The organism is Streptomyces sp. NPDC057271 (assembly GCF_042668715.1).
GTDB lineage: Bacteria > Actinomycetota > Actinomycetes > Streptomycetales > Streptomycetaceae > Streptomyces.
Genome location: NZ_JBHUYJ010000004.1, coordinates 66,574 through 83,196, shown reverse-complemented (window position 1 = coordinate 83,196; position 16,623 = coordinate 66,574). Strand labels below are relative to the sequence as shown.

Here is a 16,623-nt window from a genome sequence, read left to right as displayed (position 1 = left end):
CTACTTCTCCTGCTTCTCGTCGACGCCAGCTTCGGCGCCGCTCATGTTGTCCTTCTCATCGGTTCCCAGCGAACCGGCGAGTCCCTGCAGTGCCGCCCAACGCATGTCGACGGCATCGTGGTGGTGGTCCGGGTCGTCGTTCAGGTCGGCTCCGCACTCGGAGCACAGACCCGCACAGTCCTCCCGGCACACCGGCTGCATCGGCAGTGCGAGCACCACCGCATCACGCAGCACGGGCTCGAGGTCGAACATGCCGTCCTCGAGGGGGATCATGTCCTCGTCGTCCTCGGCTTCGTCGTCCGCGGCCGCCTTGGAGCGGCCCCGGTCGTCGGAGTCGGGGTACGAGAACATCTCCTGGAAGTCCACGTCGAGATCGAACTCGACGGGCTCCAGACACCTTACGCACTCCCCCTCGGCCGATGCACGGGCGGTGCCTGTGACGAGCACCCCTTCCATGACCGACTCGAGGCGGAGGTCGATTTCCACCGGCGCGCCTTCCGGCACGCCGACGACCCCTTCGACACCGAAGTTCTTGGGGGCCTCGACCGAACGGGAGATCCGCTGAAGGGCACCAGGACGCCGCCCCAGCTCGTGCGTGTCGAACACGAGGGGGTTGCGGTGGTCAAGGCGCGTGCTCAGGGCTCTTCCTGCTTTCGGATCGTGAGGGGGCTGCCGTGTTCGAATCGAGAGACGAAGCGGGCAGCATGGATCGCGGGCATACGCGCGACCGAAGAGCCAGGATACTGGACGCTTCGCTCAGGGCCCAATCCGGGGCCGTGGAGCCGAGCGCTCAGTGTCCCTGGCCGTGGCCGTGACCCTGCTCGTACCGGCGCAGCTGCTCCAGATCGATCATGCTCGTGTCGAAGAAGCTGGTCTCGTCCAGCGCGGCGGCCTGCGGCTGCGGGGCCTGCGGCTGCTGCTCGTAGCCGTACTGCTGTTCGTACGAGGGCGCGGCGTAAACCGCTCCGGTGGAGCCGGAGCCTGCGACGGTGTACGGGTCCGGCTGCTGCTGGTACGCGTAGGGGTCGGCCTGCTGGTAGGCGTAGGCGTCCTGCGGCGGCTGCTGGTACCCGTACGGGTCCGGCTGCTGCGCCGGGATCTGCGGGGCCTGCTGCGTGACGGGCTGCTGCACCGGCTCCGGGTCCGCCAGCTCGGCGAGGCCGGCCAGGTAGTCGGCGTCACTGGTGGGCCTGCCGCCGCCGGCGGCGTCCTGGGCGGCCATGTGCGCGCCGAGGTCGTCCGTGGCGATCCGCCCGTGCAGCTTCTGCCGGCCGCGGCCGACGGCCTCCAGGGTCTTGGAGAGCACGGCCTCGAAGGCGCCGAGCTTGGCGTCGACGTACTCGTCGGCCCGGTGGATCAGGGTCTGCGGGTCCGCGCTGTACTCCGGGGCGTCGTCGTCGGCGTAACCCTGCTCGTCCAGGCCGGGGCCGCGGCCGAGCAGCTTCTCGCGGCCGCGGTCGACGGAGCCGATGGTCTTGTTGAGGACGACCTCGAAGTTGGCGAGCTTGGAGTCGACGTAGTCGTCGGCCTCGGCGCGGATCTCCTCGGCCTCCCGACGGGCCTCGGAGAGGATCCGGTCCGCCTCGTCCTGGGACTGGCGGGCGACCTGGGTGTCGGAGATCAGCGAGCCGCGCTCGGCATGGGCGGCCTCGATGATCCGCTCCGCCTCCTGACGGGCGTGCTCCACCATCTGCTCCCGGCCGCCGAGGAGTTCCTGGGCCTGGGCCAGGGAGCCCGGCAGGGCCTCCCGTACCTCTTCGAGCATGGCGAGCAGCTCGGCGCGGTTGACCACGCAGGACGCCGACATGGGCATGGAGCGGGCGTTTGCGATCGCCGAAACGATCTCGTCGAGCTTCTTCTGCACGTCCACCGGGTGCTCGCCACTCTCTACAGCTGGATGGAGACGGACGGGACGACTGTAAGGGCAGTCGTCCCCCGTACGACACCAGGTGACGGACCGTCAGGGACGGTCGCGGGGGGTCACTGCTCGGCGCGCCGCTCGGCGAGGCGCTCGGTGAGCCTGCCGAGGACGGCCTGCGGGACCAGGTGGGAGACGTCGCCACCCCAGGCGGCGACCTCCTTGACCAGGGAGGACGACAGGAAGCTGTACGTCGGGTTGGTGGGGACGAACAGGGTCTCGACGCCCGAGAGCCCGTTGTTCATCTGCGCCATCTGCAGCTCGTAGTCGAAGTCGCTGACCGCGCGCAGACCCTTGACGATGGCGGGGATGTCACGTTGCTTGCAGAAGTCGACGAGCAGGCCGTGGAAGGCCTCGACCTCGACGTTTCCGAAGTCGGCGGTGACCTCGCGGATCAGTTCGATCCGCTCGTCGACCGTGAACAGTCCTCGCTTGGACTGGTTGATCATCACCGCGACGTGCACGACGTCGTACAGCTTGGAGGCGCGGGCGATGATGTCGAGGTGTCCGTTGGTGATGGGGTCGAATGACCCCGGACAGACGGCGCGGCGCAACTTGGGTCCCTCGCTCTCCGGTCCGGTCATCGTGCGTCTTCGCACGTAGAGGCGGCGCGACCGTACCAAAACGTTCCCTCGCCGTAGCGACGGGCCCGGAGTGATGTGAAACCGGCCGGCCAGGCGAACTCCCCGCCTCGGGTGCTGCGCTCCACGGTGACGACGGCATCGTCGGCGATCCAGCCCCCGGAGCGGAGTGTGAGGAGGATCTCGCGAAGATCGTCGTCCGAGACGGCGTAGGGCGGGTCGAGGAAGACCAGGTCGTACGGGGCGTCGGGCGCCGCTCCTGTCACGATCTGTTCCGCTTTGCCGGTCCGGAGTTCGGCGCCGGGGAGCCCGAGCGACCGGATGTTCTCGCGGACGGTCCGGGCGGCACGGGCATCGGCCTCGACGAGGAGGGCGTGCACCGCGCCCCGGGAGAGCGCCTCGAGTCCGACGGCGCCCGAGCCCGCGTACAGATCGGCGACACGGGTCCCGTGGAGGGTGCCGAGGAGCGACTCCCAGGTGGAGAAGAGGCCCTCGCGCGCCCGGTCGGAGGTCGGGCGGGTGCCGTTGCCGGGCGGCACGGCCAGTCGGCGTCCGCCGGCGGTACCGGCGATCACGCGGGTCATCTGAGGTCCTTGTCCTTGTGCTTCAGGGCTCCTGTGCCTCCACGATATGGCCGGTGGGCGAGGTGTGCCGTCACCCCTTCTCCAGGAACTCCTCCCGCTCCTTGTCCAGGAGTGCGTCCAGGGCGGTGCGCAGCTCGGGGTGGTCGCTGAGGTCGGGGTCGGCGAGGACGACGGCGGTGGCCTCCTCGCGGGCGGCGGCGATGACCTCCTCGTCGTCGAGGACGGTGAGCATCCGCAGGGAGGATCGGACGCCGGACTGGGCCTGGCCGAGGACATCGCCCTCGCGGCGCTGTTCGAGGTCGATGCGGGAGAGCTCGAAGCCGTCGAGGGTGGAGGCGACGGCGCCGAGGCGCTGGCGGGCCGGGCTCGCCTCGGGCATCTCCGTGACGAGGAGGCAGAGGCCGGGGGCGGAGCCACGGCCGACGCGACCGCGGAGCTGGTGGAGCTGGGAGACGCCGAAGCGGTCCGCGTCCATGATCACCATGGCGGTGGCGTTGGGGACGTTGACGCCGACCTCGATGACGGTGGTGGCGACCAGGACGTCCGCCTCGCCCGCGGCGAAGCGGCGCATGACGGTGTCCTTGTCGTCGGGGTGCATCCGGCCGTGCAGGACCTCGACGCGGAGTCCGGCGAGGGGGCCCGCGCGGAGCTTCTCGGCGACCTCCAGGACGGCGAGCGGCGGCCGCTTCTCGGCCTCGTCCTCGGGGGACGCCTTCCGCTTCTGCCTCTCGTCCTCGTCGTCGCCGATGCGCGGGCAGACCACGTACGCCTGGTGTCCGTTCTCCACTTCCTCGCGCACGCGCTCCCACGCCCGCGCGAGGAAGTGCGGCTTGTCGGCGGCCGGGACCACATGGCTGGCGATCGGGGAGCGTCCGGCGGGCAGCTGGTCCAGGACGGAGGTCTCCAGGTCGCCGAAGACGGTCATGGCGACCGTGCGCGGGATCGGGGTGGCGGTCATGACCAGCAGGTGGGGCGTCCGCCGTTCCCCCTGGGAGTGCCCCTTCCCGCGGAGGGCGTCGCGCTGCTCCACGCCGAAGCGGTGCTGCTCGTCGACGACGACGAGGCCGAGGTCGTGGAACTGGACCTTGTCCTCGATCAGCGCGTGCGTGCCGATGACGACGCCGGCCTCGCCGGTGACCAGGTCGAGGAGCGCCTGCCGGCGGGCGGCGGCGCCCATGGAGCCGGTGAGCAGCACGACCTTGGTGGCCTGATCGGCCCCGCCGAGCATGCCGGCCTGGGCGAGCTCGCCCATCATCTCGGTGATCGAGCGGTGGTGCTGCTGGGCGAGGACCTCGGTGGGAGCCAGCATCGCGGCCTGTCCCCCGCTGTCGACGACGGCGAGCATGGCCCGCAGGGCCACCATCGTCTTGCCGCTGCCGACCTCTCCCTGGAGGAGGCGGTGCATGGGGTGCTCGGTGGCGAGGTCGTCGAAGATCTCCTTGGAGACCTTCTTCTGGCCGTCGGTGAGCGTGAAGGGCAGCTTGGCGTCGAAGGCGTCGAGGATTCCGCCGGGGGTGGTCCGGCGGGCGACGGCCGGCAGCTGGGTGTCGGCGTGCCGGCGGCGGGCGAGGGCGACCTGGAGGACGAAGGCCTCGTCCCACTTGAGCCGCTGCCGGGCGACCTCGATGTCGGCCCTCGTGCGGGGCCGGTGGACCTTCTGGAGCGCCTCGGGCAGTTCGGCGAGGCCGCGGCCCTCGCGCAGGGCCGGCGGCAGCGGGTCGGCGAGCCCGGCCCAGCCGGTGGCGGCCAGGGAGTCCAGGGCGATGGAGACGGACTGCTCGATGGTCCAGGACTCCAGCTGCTTGCAGGCGGGGTAGATGGGCAGCAGTTCGTTCGCGAAGGCCTTGACCGTCTCGTCGCTGCTCTCGGCGTCCAGGAGCTTGTACTCGGGGTGGGTGAGCTGGAGCTTGCGGTTGAAGACGCCCACCTTGCCCGCGAACATCCCGCGCCGGCCCGGCAGCAGCTCCTTCTGGTGGAAGTGGACGGCCCGGCCGAAGAAGACGAGCTGCATCCGCCCGCTGCCGTCGGTGATGGTGACCTCAAGGCGCTGGCCCTTGCCCCGGCCGCCCTTGTTGAAGGTCAGCACGCGGGCGTCGGCCACCTGCGCGACCACCGTGACGTGCTCGTCCAGCGGCAGGTCGGCGAGGGCGGTGAGTTCGCCGCGCTCGGCATACCGCCGGGGGTAGTGGTGGAGGAGATCCCCGACCGTACGCAGGTCGAGGTGCTCGGCCATCACCTTCGCGGTGGCGGCGCCGAGGAGCTTCTTCAGAGGTTCGTCGAGCACTGGCACGCGTTCCATTGCACACCACCGGACTGACACCCGTCCCGCAGGCTGCGGATATCTCCTGGTCACGTCGGCGCCGTGCCCCCTAGGATGACGCGTCTCCCCCCGTGCCGCCCCGCGATCACCGCCCGCCGGGATCGCCCGACCCGCGCCGTCGTCTCTCCCCCACCGGCGCAGCGACGATGACTGCTGATCAGACACCGCACACCTTCCAGGTCGATCTGCGCGGACTCGTGGATCTCCTCTCCCACCACCTCTATTCGAGCCCCCGGGTCTACCTGCGCGAACTGCTGCAGAACGCGGTGGACGCGATCACCGCGCGCCGCGCCGAGGAGCCGGACGGCCCGGCACGGGTCCGGCTGTACGCGGACGGCGGCAGCCTGCGCGTCGAGGACAGCGGCATCGGGCTGACCGAGCAGGACGTCCACAGCCTGCTGGCCACGATCGGTCGCAGTTCGAAGCGGGCGGACGCCGCCGGCATCGCGAGCGCCAGGACCGAGTTCCTGGGGCAGTTCGGCATCGGGCTGCTCGCCTGTTTCGTGGTCGCCGCCGAGATCCGGGTGGTCAGCCGCAGCGCCCGTACGCCCACCGCCCCGCCGGTCGAGTGGACGGCACGCGACGACGGTTCGTACACCGTCCGCACGCTCCCGGACGGCGCGCGTACCGAGCCGGGCACCACCGTGCACCTCACCGCGCGCCCCGGTTCCGGCGAGTGGCTGACCGAGGAGCGGGTCCTCGCGCTGGCGCGCGAGTACGGTTCGCTCCTTCCGTACGAAGTACGGGTGGGGGACGCGCCGGTCACCGATCTGCCCGCGCCCTGGGACCGCTCGTATCCGAGCCCCGCGGCCCGGCGGGTCGCACTCGCCGGGCACTGCCGGGACGTCTTCGGCTTCACCCCGCTCGACTCGATCGACCTGGATCTTCCGCTGGCCGGGATCCGGGGGGTGGCGTACGTCCTTCCGTCGGCCGTCAGCCCCGCCCAGCGCGCCGGCCACCGGGTCCACCTCAAGGGAATGCTGCTCACCGAACGGGCCGACGGGTTGCTGCCCGACTGGGCGTTCTTCGTGCGCTGCGTCCTCGACACGGACTGTCTGCGGCCGACCGCGTCGCGCGAGGCGCTGTACGAGGACGAGACGCTGGCGGGCGTACGGGACGCCCTGGGCGCCGCCGTACGGAACTGGCTGGACGAGCTGGCCGCCGGCGCCCCGGAGCGTCTGGAGGAGTTCCTGGCCGTGCACCACCTCGGGGTGAAGTCGCTGGCCCGGCACGACGGCGAGATGCTGCGGACGATGCTGCCGTGGCTGCCGTTCGAGACGACGGACGGCCGGCTCTCGCTGGAGGAGTTCGCCCGCCGCCACCCGGTCGTGCACTACACCCGGACCGTCGAGGAGTACCGGCAGGTCGCCGCGATCGCGACCGCTCAGGGCATCGGCGTGGTCAACGGCGGCTACACGTACGACACGGAGCTGGTCGAGCGTCTCCCCGAGGTCCGTCCCGGCACCGTCGTCGCGGAGCTCGACGCCGACACGGTGACCGCGCATCTCGACTCGGTCGACCCGGCGCAGGAGCTGGCCCTCTCGTCGTTCCTGTCGGTGGCGCGCGCCGCCCTGGACCCGCTGGGCTGCGACGTGTCGCTGCGCTCCTTCCACCCGCTGACCGTGCCCGCGCTGCACCTGGACGACCGGGCGGCCCGCCACGAGCAGGCCCGGGCGGAGGCCGAGGAGCGGGCGGACGACCTGTGGGCCGGCATCCTCGGCTCGCTGCGCGGCAGCGCGCCGAGGGCCCGGCTGGTCCTCAACCACCTGAATCCGCTGATCCGCCGGATCGGTTCGCTGGACGACCCGGAGCTGGCGGGGACGGCCGTCGAGGCGCTGTACGGGCAGGCCCTGCTGATGGCGCAGCGGCCGCTGCGCCCGGCGGACTCGGCACTGCTCAACCGGGCTTTCGCGGGGCTGCTCGCCTGGGCCGCACACCACGGGGAGAACGACGCATGACCCTGACCTTCGAGGCCCTCCGCGAGGCGATGCGGGACAACGCCCAGCAGCCGGAGGGACCCGCGCGCAACGCGCGCGCCGAGCAGCTCCTCGCCGAGGCCGAGCTGATCGGCGAGCCGCCGGCCGTCGTCGAGGCGCTGGGCCATCAGCTCCAGGCGTACAACTACAGCTCCGAGAAGGCGAAGATGTTCGTGCCCTTCTCGCGGCTGCTGCGGATGTGGGACGACAACCCGGCGGACTTCGACGCCTACGAGACGCACTCCCTGCACTGGGTCTTCAAGTGGGTCTCCAGCGGCATGCTCGACCAGCCCCATATCCCGCTCGCGTCGATCGAGAAGTGGCTCGGCGAGATGGAGCACCGCTACCGGCTGGCGGGGCACTCCGAACGGGCCGTGCGGCAGGGTGAGTTCCGGGTGGCGCGGCACATCGGCGACCTGGAGCGGGCCGGGCGGGCGTACGCGGCGTGGCTGGCGGCCGAGCGGGACCGGATGGCGGACTGCCTCGCCTGCGAACTGCACGGGCAGGGCGTGTGGTCGGTGGAGCTCGGCGACGACGAGCAGGCCCTGCGGACCTGGGCGCCGGTCCTTGCGGGCGAGCACACCTGCGCGCACGAGCCGCACGCGGTCCTGGCCTCCTCGCTGCTGCCGCTGGTGCGGCTCGGCCGGATCGACGAGGCCCGCGCCCACCATCTGCGGGGCTACCGGCTGGTGCGGCCGATGGAGAGCATGCGCGGTGCGGCGGCGGAGCACATCGAGTTCTGCGCGCTGACCGGCAACGAGGCGCGGGGTCTGGAGATCCTGGCGGAGCGGCCGGCGTACCTCACCGACGGCGGCGATCCGGACAGCCACATGGACTTCCTGGCCGTGACGGCGCTTCTCCTGGACCGGCTGGTGACGCTGGGGCTCGGCGGGCAGTCGGTCCCGGGGCCCGCGCGGGCCGGGGACGCGCCGTGGACCGCGGCCGAACTGGCCGCCCACGCGCGCGGGGAGGCGCTGGCGATCGCCCGCCGCTTCGACGAACGCAACGGGACGGGACGGGTCGGCGAGCTCGTACGGGCCCGGATGGACGCTCAGCCGCTCCTGGACCGGCTGCCGCTGGGGGTACGGGCGGCGGGTCCGGTGCCGAGGCCGGCGCACGCGCGAGTGCCGGAGGCGGCGGAGCCGCGTGACCTGCTCGCGGAGGCGCGCCGGCTGTCGTCGGAGCGGAATCCGGCCGCGCGTGCCGCGTGGGTGGCGGTGGAGGCCGCCGAGGTCGACCTGGACGCGCTCGGGCGGGCCGAGCTCGACGACCACCGGGCCATGGCGATGGACCTCGGTCCGGCGGAGTCGGTCGGCCTGTTCCACCGGGCGGCGGAGGGCTACGAGTCGGCCGGCGAGCGGGGTGAAGCGGCGGCCGCCCGGGCCAGGGCGGCGTACGCGCTCGCGCTCGACGGCCGGGTGACGGAGGCGGCGGAGGGGGTCGACGAGGCGATCGGCCGGGTGCTCGCGCTGCACGCGGAGGGCGCGGCCACGCCCCGGCAGGCGGCGGGGGCACTGCTGAGCCGGGTGCGGATCGGGCTGCTGCGGCTGCACACGGACGACGGCGCCGGCCATGACGGCGACGGCCACGACGGATCCGGCCACGACGGCGCCGGGGAGCTGGCGCGGGCCGTGGACGAGCTGCTGGCCTTCACCGCGCCGTACGCCGACGATCCGCTGGTCGTGGACCGGGTCGCCGAGGCCGAGGCCGTACGGGGCGATCTGGCCGCGCACGAGGGGGACGCGGAGGCGGCGGCCCGGCAGTACACGTGCGCGGCGGAGCTGTACCACCGGGCCGGGATGCCCTGGTACGCGGTGGAGCCGGAGGCCCGGCTCTCGCGGATCGCCCTGCACAGGGGTGACCTGGAGACGGCCGAACGGGCGGCCCGGGCGGCCCTCGACCACGGTGCCGAGCACGCCGACGCGGCCGGGCAGACCCGGCTCAGGCTCCAGCTCGCCGAAGTCCTCGCCGAGGCGGGACGGTTCGGCGAGGCGGCGGCGCACGCCCTGGAGGCGGCGCACTGGGCCGACGAGGCGGGCGAGAGCCGGGGCATCGGCGCGTACGCCCGGCATCAGCTGGGCGGTTGGCTGCTTCGGGAGTCGCGGGTCGAGGAGGCCGCGGCGGTTCTGGAGGCGGTCCTGCCGGACCTGTCGGTGGAGGAGCACGGCTGGGGGTCCCCCCAGGACGAAGCCCTGGGGGGAGGGATGGTCGTCCAGACGCTGTGGTGGCTCGGCGACTGCCTCTCGAAGCTGAACGAACCCCGGGCGGCGGCGGAGCAGTGGCTGCGCGCGGCGGAGCTGGCGAAGGCGTGGCCGGATCAGCGGGATCACGCGATGCTCGCGAACCTGGCGGCGCAGGCGCTGCTCGCGGCGGAGCTGCGGCCGGAGGCCGCGGCGGCGTACGAACGGGCGGGCGAGCTGTGGAGCGCGCTGGGCGACACGGCGGCGTATGTACGGACCCTGCGGGTCCGGGCCTGGATCGCGGGCGCGGACGGGGAGGGCCGGGCGCTGATGGACGCGGCGGTCGAGGCGTGCGGGGCGGACGTGGTGGCGCGGGGGGACACGTACCTCCAGGCGGCGGAGCTGCTCGGGGAGACGGACGCGGGGGCGGCGCTGTCGTACGCGACGCGGGCGGTCTCGGCCTTCACCGAGGCGGGCCCCGAGCACCGCGACCCCCGCACGGCCGCGGAGCTCCTGTCGGCCTGGCTCCACCTGGGCCTGGACGACCCGTCGCCGGCGGTGACGCTTGCGCGGGGCGTCCTGGCGGAGTACGCCACGACAGCGGACCCCCCGGCCCCGGCACGCCGGGCGGAGGCGCAGTCGGTCCTGGAACGGGCGAGTTCGTGACGGGTGGGGTGGGGCGGAGACTCCCCACCCCGCCCCTCCCCGAAACCCTGACGGGAACGGCGGCTCCGCCCCCGAACCCCCTGCGCGGTGGCGGCGGCTCCGCCCCGCGAGGCGCCGACGCGGGCCACACGCGCCCGGACGCGCCGCGACTTCGCGCCGCCAGGGACCAGCACGGCCCCAGCCCGCAAGCCTGTGCCGTGGCGTCGCCCCGCGAGGCGCCGACGCGGGCCACACGCGCCCGGACGCGCCGCGACTTCGCGCCGCGAGGGACCAGCACGGCCCCGGCCCGCACACCCGCGCCGTCCGTGGGAGCTCGGCGCGGGCCGTTGCGCGCCCGCCGTGGGGCACGGCTCGGGCCGCGGTTATTCCACGCCGATCAGGAGTGGTGGGGCTCCCGCGCCCGCGTGGTACGTGGCGGTGTCCACTGCCAGGTACGTCTCGCGGACGTGGCGTTCCAGGGACTCCGACAGGGACGGCGGGGTCTCGTCCGAGACGATCAGGGTCACCAGTTCGCCGCCCGCCGAGAGCATGCGGTCCAGGACCGTGCGGGCCGTCTCGGCGAGGTCCTGGCCGATGACCGCCACGTCGCCCTCGATCAGGCCGAGGACGTCGCCGGCCTGACAGACGCCGGCCGAGGTGAAGGACTGGCGTTCGGCGACGGCGAGTTCCGCGTAGCGGGTCGCGCCCGCCGCCGCGGTCATCGCCACGACGTCCTCGTCGAAGCGCCGGTCCGGCTCGTGGACGGCCAGCGCCGCGATGCCCTGGACGGCCGCCCGGGTCGGGATCAGGGCGACCCGGATGCCCTCCGCGCGGGCCTGCTCGGCCGCCGCGCCCGCCGTGTGGCGCAGGTCGGTGTCGTTGGGCAGCAGCACCACCTCGCGCGCGTGGGCCCGCCGGATCGCGTCGACCAGGTCCCCGCTCGCCGGCGGCGCCCCCGGACCGGCCAGCACCGTCGTCGCACCCGCCTCCGCGCACAGGCCGGCGAGCCCCTCGCCCGGGACGACCGCCACGACCGCCCGCTGCAGCCGCTCCCGGGCCTCCGAGGCGCCCGCGAAGTGCGTGATACGGATCCGGTACGGACGACCCGCCTCCACGCCCGCCTCCACGGCCGCCCCCGCGTCGTCGACATGGACGTGCACGTTCCACAGTCCGTCCCCGCCGACCACGACCAGGGAGTCGCCGAGCGCGTCCAGCCTGGTCCGCAGCCGGCCCACAGCCGCGTCGTCGGCCTCCAGGAGGTAGATCACCTCGAAGGCCGGGCCGCCCTTCGGGGCGCAGTCCTCCGGCGAGGAGGCGGGCACCGCCCGGCTCGGCGGGCGGAGCTGCGCCTCGCCCGACACGGTCTCCACCAGCGCCCCGAGGACCGCCACCAGACCGCGTCCGCCCGCGTCCACGACGCCCGCGCGCTCCAGGACGGCCAGCTGGCCGGGGGTCGCCTCCAGGGCCGTCCTGGCCCCCTCGTACGCCCCTCTGGCCACCGCCACCAGGCTTCCGCCTCCCCCGCACGCGTCCGCCGCCGCCGTCGCCACGGTCAGGATCGTTCCCTCGACCGGGTGCGCCACGGCCTCCCGGGCCGCGCGGGCCGCCGCCGTCAGGGCGCGGGCGAGGTGATCACCGTCCCGCCCGTCGGCGAGCACGGACGCCATGCCGCGCAGGAGCTGCGAGAGAATCGTTCCGGAGTTGCCCCGGGCCCCGATCAGGGCGCCGTGCGCCATGGCGCGTACGGCCTCACCCGCGTCGGGATCGTCCGCGGCGAAGACCGCCTCGACCGCCTGGGCCGCGGACTCGACCGTCAGGTACAGGTTCGTTCCGGTGTCCCCGTCGGCGATCGGATAGACGTTGATCGCGTCGATCTCCTCGCGCTCCCGGCCGAGCGCGTCCAGCGCCCGTACACACCAGGATCGGACCGCCGCGGCGTCCAGGGTCTGCGCGGTCTGCGGCAACTGGTGATCCTCCTGCTTGGCGGCCGTCCGGGGTGAGCTCACCGCAGGGTAGACCCGCTCGTGACCTGGGGCCGGGGCGGGGGCCGCGATGTCCGTGGTAGTTTCGTTCTACGGGAGCAGCCGTTGTATGCTGCTTCGGTTGCCCGGCGAGAGTCGGGCCATTCCCCCGGCAAGCCACTTCAGAACTCTGATTCCGGTGCGCCGGATTTCACTGTAAATCTGAAGTCTTTGGAGTGACCCGTGGCTGCCAACTGCGACGTCTGCGGCAAGGGGCCGGGCTTCGGCAACAACATTTCGCACTCGCACCGCCGTACGTCTCGTCGCTGGAACCCGAACATCCAGCGTGTGCGTGCCGTGGTCGGTCGGACGCCGAAGCGGCTCAACGTCTGCACCTCGTGCATCAAGGCCGGCAAGGTCTCGCGCTAACGCCGACGTTTCGTCGTAGCGCAGCCCCTGCGGTTGCCTTGAAAGGCCGGTTCACCTTGGTGAACCGGCCTTTCGCCATGCCCGGGGGCCGGCGCCCCGGCGGCGCGACCCGCCGGAGCGCGACCCGCTAGGCGCGGAACCGCCAGCCGTGGTCCACCGGGCCGATCCCCGCGCCGAGCGCGAACCCGGCCGCGATCGCCCCGGTCACGTACGCCTTCGCCTCCCGCACCGCCTCCGGTACGGCGAGCCCCTTCGCGAGACCCGACGCGACCGCCGAGGCGAGCGTGCAGCCCGTGCCGTGGGTGTGCCGGTTGTCGTGGCGCGGCGCGCGCAGCCAGTGCTCCTCGCCGCCGTCGGTGAGCAGGTCCACGGCCTCGTTCCCGCCCGCCCGCCCTGCGTACCCGTCGAGATGCCCGCCCTTGATGAGCGCCCAGCGCGGCCCGTACGACAGGATCGCCGCCGCGGCCTCCCGGAGATCCGCCTCCGAGCCGACCCGTACGCCTGTGAGCTGCGCCACCTCGTCCAGGTTGGGCGTGGCGACGGTGGCGACCGGCAGCAGCTTCGTCCGTACGGAGTCCAGCGCCGAGGCCGCGAGCAGCGGGTCGCCGTGCTTGGAGACGCCGACCGGGTCCACGACGACGGGGGCGTCCGTCCCGGCGAGAAGCTCCGCGACCGTCTCCACCAGCGCGGCGGAGGCCAGCATGCCGGTCTTGACGGCCTGGACGCCGATGTCGTCGACGACGGCGCGGTACTGGGCCCGTACGGCCTCCTCGGGCAGCTCCCAGGCGCCTCGCACGCCCTGGGAGTTCTGCGCGGTGACGGCGGTGATCACGCTCATGCCGTGGACGCCCAGGGCGAGCATCGTCTTCAGGTCGGCCTGGATGCCCGCGCCGCCGCCGGAGTCGGATCCGGCGACGGTCAGGACGAGCGGCGGCGGCGTCATTCGTGGCCCCCGAAGTGGTCCCAGCCGCCCGTGCTGTGCCAGGGCGCCCCGTCCACGGTGACCTGCGGCAGCGCGGAGGGGTTCAGGACCTCGCCGATGACCTTCCAGCGGGCCGGCAGCTTCACGTCCGGCGGGAAGGTGGCCACGATCGCGTGGTCCTCTCCCCCGGTGAGCACCCACTGCAGCGGGTCCACACCCACGGCCTGGCCGATGTCGTTCATCTGGGTGGGGATGTCGATGAGTCCCGAGCGCAGGTCGATGCGGACCTTGCTGGCCTCGGCGATGTGGCCGAGGTCGGCGATGAGCCCGTCGCTGACGTCGCACATGGCGGTGGCGCCGAGACCGGCGGCCGCGGGGCCCGCGTGGTAGGGCGGCTCGGGCCGCCGGTGGGCCTCGACGAAGGCGCGCGGGGAGCGGAAGCCGCGGGAGAGCACCGCGTAGCCGGCCGCGGACCAGCCGAGCCAGCCCGTGTACGCGACGACGTCGCCCGGCTGGGCTCCGCCCCGGGTCACCGGGTCGTGGTTGCGCAGGTCTCCGAGGGCGGTGATGGCGACGGTGATGGTGTCGCCGCGGACGACATCGCCACCGACGACGGCCGCGCCCGCGACCTGGCACTCGTCCCGCAGGCCGTCCATCAGCTCGGCCGGCCAGGTGACCGGGAGTTCGGCCGGGACGACCAGGCCGAGGAGGAGCGCCGTGGGGACGGCGCCCATGGCGGCGATGTCGGCGAGGTTCTGCGCGGCGGCCTTGCGGCCGACGTCGTACGCCGTCGACCAGTCGCGGCGGAAGTGACGCCCTTCGAGCAGGATGTCCGTACTGGCCACCACGCGCCGGTCGGGTGCGGAGACGACCGCGGCGTCGTCGCCGGGTCCGATCCGCACCGCCGGGGTGGAGGTGAGCCGGGAGGTGAGCTCTCTGATGAGCCCGAACTCCCCCAACTCTCCTACTGTGCCCTTCACCGCGTCTCACCTCGTGTTGTCGTGCGGTACCGTCAATGAGGAACCGTCTAGACCGTCAACTGCTGTCTTGTCTACGCCACACTGTGGGCGCCTCGGGGCACGCAGGTCTCCCCGCGGCCCGCGGCGACGCGGTACCGTGGCGTCTCTTTCTCCCACAAGATCCTCGTGGCCGCCCTGGAGGTTCCGTGGTACAGGCGTACATCCTCATCCAGACCGAGGTGGGCAAGGCGTCGACCGTCGCCGAGACCATCTCCAAGATCGCGGGAGTGATCCAGGCGGAAGACGTGACGGGCCCGTACGACGTCATCGTCCGCGCCCAGGCCGACACGGTCGACGAACTCGGCCGCATGGTGGTCGCCAAGGTCCAGCAAGTGGAAGGCATCACGCGGACCCTCACCTGCCCGGTCGTGCATCTGTAGCCCCCGTCTACCCTTGGCCGGTGATGTCTTCTCACCGGCCCTTCGGCCTGCCCGCCGCCGTCGCGGCCGCGTTGCTGCTGCTGACTGCCGCGGGCTGCTCCTCCACGGACGCGAAGGCTTCGATCCCGGTTCCCAGCCCGCCGGCCGGGGAGGCGACCCTCTGCCAGGCTCTGGCGAAGGAACTTCCCGACACCGTGGCGGGTCTGGAACGGAACGATCCTGAGCCGGGCTCCGAGCTGACCGCCGGGTGGGGGGATGCGGCGATCGTACTGCGCTGCGGGGTCCCCCGGCCCGAGAAGATGAGCGATCCGCAGACGCAGGGCGTCTCGGTGGACGGCGTGCGCTGGATGCTGGAGCAGCGGGAGGGCGACGGCCCCCGGTTCACCTCGGTGTATCGCGAGACGTACATCGAGGTGAGTCTCGACGAGCGGTACGCCCATGACATCGGACCGCTCGTCGATCTCGCCGCCCCCGTGCAGAAGACCGTTCCCTGCGCCCTGGAACCGGAGTGCGACTAGCGCCTTCCGCTAGCGCAGGCCCGTGGAGCGGTTGAGGGCCGCCTGGATCAGGCGGTCCACCAGCTCGGGGTAGCCGACACCGCTCTCCTGCCACATGCGCGGGTACATGGAGATCGGGGTGAAGCCCGGCATGGTGTTGATCTCGTTGATCACGAACTCGCCGTCCTCGGTGAGGAAGAAGTCGGCGCGGACCAGACCCTCGCAGGAGACGGCCTCGTACGCGGCGACCGCGAGCCGCTGGACCTCCGCGGTGGCCTCGTCGCCGATCGGCGCGGGGACGAGGCCGGACGCCGAGTCGATGTACTTGGCCTCGAAGTCGTAGAAGTCGTGGTCGGTGACGGGCGGGATCTCCGCCGGCACGCTCGCGCGCGGGCCGTCCTCGAACTCCAGGACACCGCACTCGATCTCACGGCCGCGCAGCAGCGACTCGACGAGGATCTTGGGGTCGTGGCGCCGGGCCTCCTCGATGGCCTCGTCCAGACCCGAGAGGTCGTCGACCTTGGTGATGCCCATGGACGAGCCGCCGCGGGCCGGCTTCACGAAGAGCGGCCAGCCGTGGTCGGCGGCGAACTCGACGATCTTCTTGCGGGCGGCCGCGGGGCTCTGCTCCCACTCGCGCGGCCGGATGACCTCGTACGGGCCGACGGGCAGCCCGAAGGACGTGAACACCCGCTTCATGTACTCCTTGTCCTGGCCGACGGCGGAGGCGAGGACGCCCGCGCCGACGTAGGGGACGCCGGAGAGTTCCAGGAGGCCCTGGAGGGTGCCGTCCTCGCCGTACGGGCCGTGCAGCATCGGAAAGACGACATCGACCTCGCCCAGGGCCTTCGGCACGGAGCCGGGCTCGGTGTACACGACCTCACGGTTGGCCGGGTCGACGGAGAGGACCACGCCGCCCTGCTCGGACTCGGCGAGGTCCGTGACGTTCGGCAGGGTGCGGTCGGCGATCGCCATCCGCTCGGGGGCGTCGGCGGTCAGCGCCCAGCGCCCGTCCGTGGTGATGCCGATGGGCAGCACGTCGTACTTGGTCCGGTCGATGGCCTTGAGGACGGCACCGGCCGTGACGACGGAGATGGCGTGCTCGGAGCTGCGTCCGCCGAAGACGACGGCCACGCGCGGCTTGCGGGGGCTCTGGGTGTTCTCGCTCATATCGCGTTGAGCGTACCTTGCGTGTTCGATCCGCTTAAGAG

Annotated in this window: 14 protein-coding genes; 5 read left to right on the top strand and 9 right to left on the bottom strand. The window is 72.8% G+C overall.

The window, feature by feature from the left end:
- The 5 genes from ACFUJR_RS03095 to recG form a co-directional block, all read right to left on the bottom strand.
- A complete protein-coding gene (locus tag ACFUJR_RS03095) occupies positions 1 to 606 on the bottom strand; it encodes a YceD family protein (RefSeq protein WP_383170812.1) in 606 nt (201 codons plus the stop codon).
- A 184-nt stretch (positions 607 to 790) separates the two neighbouring features.
- The gene (locus ACFUJR_RS03090) at positions 791 to 1,870 is read right to left on the bottom strand and encodes an ATP synthase F0 subunit B (protein ID WP_383170809.1); all 1,080 of its coding nucleotides are present in this window, start codon (positions 1,868 to 1,870) and stop codon (positions 791 to 793) included.
- Positions 1,871 to 1,980: 110 nt separating this feature from the next.
- Complete coding sequence (gene coaD / locus ACFUJR_RS03085) at positions 1,981 to 2,472, bottom strand: pantetheine-phosphate adenylyltransferase (RefSeq protein ID WP_383170846.1); 492 nt, start codon at positions 2,470 to 2,472, stop codon at positions 1,981 to 1,983.
- 26 nt (positions 2,473 to 2,498) lie between these two features.
- Entirely contained in the window at positions 2,499 to 3,083 is a 585-nt protein-coding gene (gene rsmD / locus ACFUJR_RS03080; protein ID WP_383170806.1) for a 16S rRNA (guanine(966)-N(2))-methyltransferase RsmD, read from the bottom strand.
- 70 nt (positions 3,084 to 3,153) lie between these two features.
- On the bottom strand, positions 3,154 to 5,382 hold the full coding sequence (gene recG / locus ACFUJR_RS03075) for an ATP-dependent DNA helicase RecG (protein WP_383170803.1): 2,229 nt from the start codon (positions 5,380 to 5,382) through the stop codon (positions 3,154 to 3,156).
- A 167-nt stretch (positions 5,383 to 5,549) separates the two neighbouring features.
- Here recG and ACFUJR_RS03070 point away from each other — a divergent pair, with 167 nt between their 5' ends.
- Together ACFUJR_RS03070 and ACFUJR_RS03065 are read left to right on the top strand one after the other, a co-directional pair.
- Positions 5,550 to 7,361 (top strand): HSP90 family protein, encoded by a 1,812-nt coding sequence (locus ACFUJR_RS03070; RefSeq protein WP_383170800.1) that lies wholly within the window; start codon positions 5,550 to 5,552, stop codon positions 7,359 to 7,361.
- Positions 7,358 to 10,225: a tetratricopeptide repeat protein gene (locus ACFUJR_RS03065; protein ID WP_383170797.1), complete on the top strand. Its 2,868-nt coding sequence runs from the start codon at positions 7,358 to 7,360 to the stop codon at positions 10,223 to 10,225. The genes ACFUJR_RS03070 and ACFUJR_RS03065 overlap by 4 nt, the downstream gene beginning before the upstream one ends.
- 362 nt (positions 10,226 to 10,587) lie before the next feature.
- Here the strand turns inward: ACFUJR_RS03065 and ACFUJR_RS03060 are convergent, their stop codons facing one another.
- Positions 10,588 to 12,168, bottom strand: a complete 1,581-nt coding sequence (locus ACFUJR_RS03060; RefSeq protein WP_383170843.1) for a DAK2 domain-containing protein — start codon at positions 12,166 to 12,168, stop codon at positions 10,588 to 10,590.
- A 240-nt stretch (positions 12,169 to 12,408) separates the two neighbouring features.
- Here ACFUJR_RS03060 and rpmB point away from each other — a divergent pair, with 240 nt between their 5' ends.
- Complete coding sequence (gene rpmB / locus ACFUJR_RS03055) at positions 12,409 to 12,594, top strand: 50S ribosomal protein L28 (RefSeq protein ID WP_003957616.1); 186 nt, start codon at positions 12,409 to 12,411, stop codon at positions 12,592 to 12,594.
- Between the two features lie 127 nt (positions 12,595 to 12,721).
- Here rpmB and thiD read toward each other — a convergent pair whose 3' ends face one another.
- Entirely contained in the window at positions 12,722 to 13,537 is an 816-nt protein-coding gene (gene thiD / locus ACFUJR_RS03050; RefSeq protein ID WP_383170794.1) for a bifunctional hydroxymethylpyrimidine kinase/phosphomethylpyrimidine kinase, read from the bottom strand.
- On the bottom strand, positions 13,534 to 14,496 hold the full coding sequence (locus ACFUJR_RS03045; protein ID WP_383170791.1) for a thiamine-phosphate kinase: 963 nt from the start codon (positions 14,494 to 14,496) through the stop codon (positions 13,534 to 13,536). The genes thiD and ACFUJR_RS03045 overlap by 4 nt, the downstream gene beginning before the upstream one ends.
- Before the next feature lie 185 nt (positions 14,497 to 14,681).
- On the opposite strand from ACFUJR_RS03045, the gene ACFUJR_RS03040 reads away from it, so the two are divergent.
- Together ACFUJR_RS03040 and ACFUJR_RS03035 are read left to right on the top strand one after the other, a co-directional pair.
- Positions 14,682 to 14,915, top strand: coding sequence for an Lrp/AsnC ligand binding domain-containing protein (locus tag ACFUJR_RS03040; protein WP_352190331.1), 234 nt, complete (start codon positions 14,682 to 14,684; stop codon positions 14,913 to 14,915).
- A 23-nt stretch (positions 14,916 to 14,938) separates the two neighbouring features.
- Positions 14,939 to 15,433: a DUF3515 domain-containing protein gene (locus tag ACFUJR_RS03035; RefSeq protein WP_383170840.1), complete on the top strand. Its 495-nt coding sequence runs from the start codon at positions 14,939 to 14,941 to the stop codon at positions 15,431 to 15,433.
- 9 nt (positions 15,434 to 15,442) lie between these two features.
- On the opposite strand, the gene ACFUJR_RS03030 is transcribed toward ACFUJR_RS03035, so the two are convergent.
- Positions 15,443 to 16,582 (bottom strand): D-alanine--D-alanine ligase family protein, encoded by a 1,140-nt coding sequence (locus tag ACFUJR_RS03030; RefSeq protein WP_352190332.1) that lies wholly within the window; start codon positions 16,580 to 16,582, stop codon positions 15,443 to 15,445.
- Positions 16,583 to 16,623 lie beyond the last annotated feature (41 nt).